At 62.8% G+C, this 3,691-nt stretch carries 3 protein-coding genes; all 3 read left to right on the forward strand.

The window, feature by feature from the left end:
• Window positions 1-2,720 (forward strand): efflux RND transporter permease subunit (locus ABYV89_RS15465; RefSeq protein ID WP_432823831.1); only part of this gene is annotated, 2,720 nt, incomplete at its 5' end.
• A 17-nt stretch (window positions 2,721-2,737) separates the two neighbouring features.
• Window positions 2,738-2,926, forward strand: a complete 189-nt coding sequence (locus ABYV89_RS15470) for a YgaP family membrane protein (protein WP_432823832.1) — start codon at window positions 2,738-2,740, stop codon at window positions 2,924-2,926.
• A 110-nt stretch (window positions 2,927-3,036) separates the two neighbouring features.
• Window positions 3,037-3,441, forward strand: coding sequence for a C-GCAxxG-C-C family protein (locus tag ABYV89_RS15475; RefSeq protein ID WP_432823833.1), 405 nt, complete (start codon window positions 3,037-3,039; stop codon window positions 3,439-3,441).
• Window positions 3,442-3,691: the final 250 nt, after the last annotated feature.

A 3,691-nucleotide genomic window follows, 5' to 3' on the forward strand; every position in this document is an offset into this window, starting at 1 on the left:
AGCTGCGGCGGGTGGCCGAGGAAGTGGTCGACCGCCTGCAGGCGGTAAAAAACACTTCGGTGACCACCGTCATCGGCGGCCGCCCGCGGCAGGTACGGGTCGAGCTCGATCCGGGTGCCCTGGCCGCCCGCAACCTCGATATCCTCGAAGTGCGCCGGGCCCTGGCCGGGGCCAACCTGGAGCTGCCGGCCGGCAGCTTCCAGCAGGGCAACGAAGAGCTGCTGGTGCGCGGCGGCGGCTTCTTCCGTTCCTCCGCCGAGGTGGCTGACCTGGTGATCGGCGTGCAGAACAGCAGCCCGGTCTACCTGCGGGACGTGGCGACGGTCGTCGACGACATGGCCGAAGCCGACAGCTACACCCGTTTCCGTTATGGCCCGGCCGGCCATGCTGCTGCGGTCGCCGGGGGCGAGTACCAGGCGGTGCACATTGCGGTGGCGAAGAAGAAGGGGACCAATGCCGTCGTCGTGGCCGAGCAGGTGATCGAAGCGGTCCGGCAGATGCAGGGGACCATCGTCCCCGACGACATCCAGGTACAGGTCACCCGCAACTACGGCGAGACCGCCGATCACAAGGTCAACGAACTGATCACCCACCTGGTGATCGCCGTCGTCACCGTCCTCGCCCTGGTCTTTTTCGCCCTCGGCTGGCGCGAGGCGCTGATCGTCGCGGTCTCGATTCCGATCATCTATTCGCTGACCCTGCTGGTCAACTACGGGTTCGGCTATACCATCAACCGGGTCACCCTGTTCGCCCTGGTGCTGTCCCTGGGCCTGCTGGTCGACGATCCGATCGTCGATGTCGAGAACATCTACCGCCACTTCAAAATGAAAAAGGAGCCCCCCCGCGACGCGGTCCTCTCCGCCATCGACGAGGTGCGGCCGCCGGTGATCCTGGCGACCTTGGCGGTCATCCTCTCTTTTCTGCCGATGCTTTTTATCACTGGCATGATGGGGCCGTACATGCGGCCGATGGCGATCAACCTGCCGCTGACCATGGTCATGTCGCTGCTGGTCGCCTTCACCGTCACCCCGTGGATGAGCTACCACGTTCTCAAGAAGGAGTACGGCAAGGAGGAAAAGGAGTTCATTCTCGAAGAGACCCGCACCTATAAAGTTTACCGGCGCCTGCTGCTGCCGTTTCTGCAGTCGCGGACCAAGGCCTGGTCACTGGTGCTGCTGGTCGTGCTGCTGCTGCTCGGCTCGATGGCGATGCCGGTTCTCAACCTGGTGCCGATGAAGATGCTCCCCTTCGACAACAAGAACGAGTTCCAGCTGGTGGTCGATCTGCCGGAAGGGACCTCCCTCGAGCAGACCGACGCCGCGGTGCGGGCCTTGGAGGACTACCTGGCCACGGTCAACGAGGTGACCGATTTTCAGGCCTACGTGGGGACGGCCAGCGCCATGGATTTCAACGGCATGGTGCGCCATTACTACATGCGCCAGGGGCCCAACGTCGCCGACATCCGCGTCAACCTGGCGCACAAGGGCGAACGGCAGCAGCAGAGCCACGCCATCACCCTGCGGCTGCGCGACGACCTGTCCCGGATCGCCGAGCGTTACGGCGCCAACCTCAAGGTGGTCGAGCTGCCGCCGGGGCCGCCGGTGATTGCGACCCTGGCCGCCGAAGTCTACGCCGAACCGGGCGTTTCCTACGCCGAGCAGGTGGCGGCCGCCGGTCTGGTGCGTGAGCGTATGGCCATTGAAGACAAGGTGCGGGATGTCGACGATACGGTGGAGTACGCCCAGCGCCGCTTCGTCTTCGTCCCCGACCGGGAGAAGGCGGCGCTCTCCGGCATCAGCAGCGCCCAGATCGCCCGGACCCTGGCGGTGGCGCTAGGCGGCGACGCGGTCGGGACCGTGCATGTCGACTCCGATCGCCACCCGCTGCAGATCCTGCTGCGGCTGCCGGCGGCCGAACGCTCGTCGCTGGCCGGTCTCGAAGGGCTGCAGGTCAAGGGGGAAGGCGGCTCGCTGGTGCGGCTTTCGGAGTTGGGCCGCTTCGAGGCGGAGACCCTGGAGCCGACCATCTTTCACAAGAACCTGCAGCGGGTCGTCTACGTCTTCGGCGAGATGGCCGGCAAGAGCCCGGTCAACGCCATCCTCAACCTCTCCTCCCACTTCAGGCAAAACCCGCTCCCCGCAGGGACCAGCGTGGTCTGGAGCGGCGAAGGGGAGTGGAACATCACCCTCGATGTCTTTCGCGATCTCGGCATCGCCTTCGGTGCGGCGCTGGTGCTGATCTATCTCCTACTGCTGATCGAGACCGGCTCCTACGGTATGCCGATGATCATCATGGGGGCGATCCCGCTGACCATGATCGGCATCATGCCTGGTTTCTGGCTGCTCAACCTGATTGCGAACCGCACCGTCGGCGGCTACGACACTCCGGTCTTTTTCACCGCCACGGCAATGATCGGCATGATCGCCCTGGCCGGCATCGTGGTGCGCAACTCGATCATTCTGATCGATTTCATCCAGCATGCCAGCAAGCGCGGCCTGCCGTTGCAGGACGCTTTGGTCGAAAGCGGCGCGGTGCGGTTGCGGCCGATCCTGCTGACCGCCGGGGCGGCCCTGCTCGGCAACTGGATCATCACCCTCGACCCGATCTTTTCGGGCTTGGCCTGGTCGATCATCTTCGGGGTGTTCGCTTCCACCGGTTTTACCCTGATCGTCATTCCCGTCGTGTACTGGCTCATTTACGGCAGGCAAGCCGCGAAATAGACAAGGAGGAATTCATCATGACCGTCAACCGTTTACTGCGTATGATCGCCGGTTTCTTCATCCTGCTCAGCGTGGTCCTGGCCCATCTGCATTCGCCGTATTGGCTCTTTTTCACAGCCTTTGTCGGGCTCAACCTGTTTCAGAGCGCTTTCACCGACTGGTGCCCGATGATGACCATCCTGCGCAAGCTGGGGGTCAAGGAATAGTCGGTTGTGAAACGTTCATTGTTCTGGGCCACGGCGGAATCAACTCACCGTGGCTTTTTATGACCGATTGGCTTATGATTAAGGCAAATGACTCGTGAAGGAGTGGATCCGTGTTGCGGCTGTTGAAGAAAAGAGTTGAGCTGGTCGAGGGGGAAGGTGTCGCTGAAAAGGCCGGGCGCCTGTTTGATTCGGGATTGAACTGCACCCAGGCGGTGCTGCAGGCCTGCATCGGCCTGGACGATCCGCAGCTGATGAAAATGGCCGAGGCTTTCGGCGGCGGCATCGGCGACAGCAGGTGCCTGTGCGGTGCGGTAACCGGCGGGGTGATGGCGCTGGGGTTGAAGGGCAAGGGAAAAAAGGCGGCCCGGCTGATGGAGGAATTCAAGGCCCGCAATCGGGTGACCTGCTGCAAATCCCTTTCGGCCCCCTACCCCTGGCTGAGCAAGGAGCACCTGGCCAACTGCCGGCGGATTACGGCGGAGACGGCGGCCATGGTGGAGCGGTTGCTGAAGTGATAGCCGAAAATCCATTTGTCGAAAAAAACCCCCGCTCCGAATGAGAGCGGGGGTTTTTTGTAGAAGGCTTATTGCTGGATGCCAATCAGCGTTTTTTCCAGCGGTCGCGCCAACTGCGTTCAGGTTCAGGGGCAACTGTCGGCGTGGCAGGGACATGGCAGAAGTCGCAGTTGCTGGCGGTGGCTACGCCGCGTTTTGCGTGGCAGCCGATGCAGCTGTTATGAATGGCGGTTTTGGCATCGACAAAACG

The organism is Trichloromonas sp., from assembly GCF_041583255.1.
In the GTDB taxonomy this organism is placed as follows: Bacteria; Desulfobacterota; Desulfuromonadia; order Desulfuromonadales; family Trichloromonadaceae; genus Trichloromonas.

Coding starts and splice junctions, on each gene's coding strand:
- ABYV89_RS15470 (WP_432823832.1), top strand. CDS start 2,738: ATGACCGTCAACCGTTTACTGCGTATGATCGCCGGTTTCTTCATCCTG.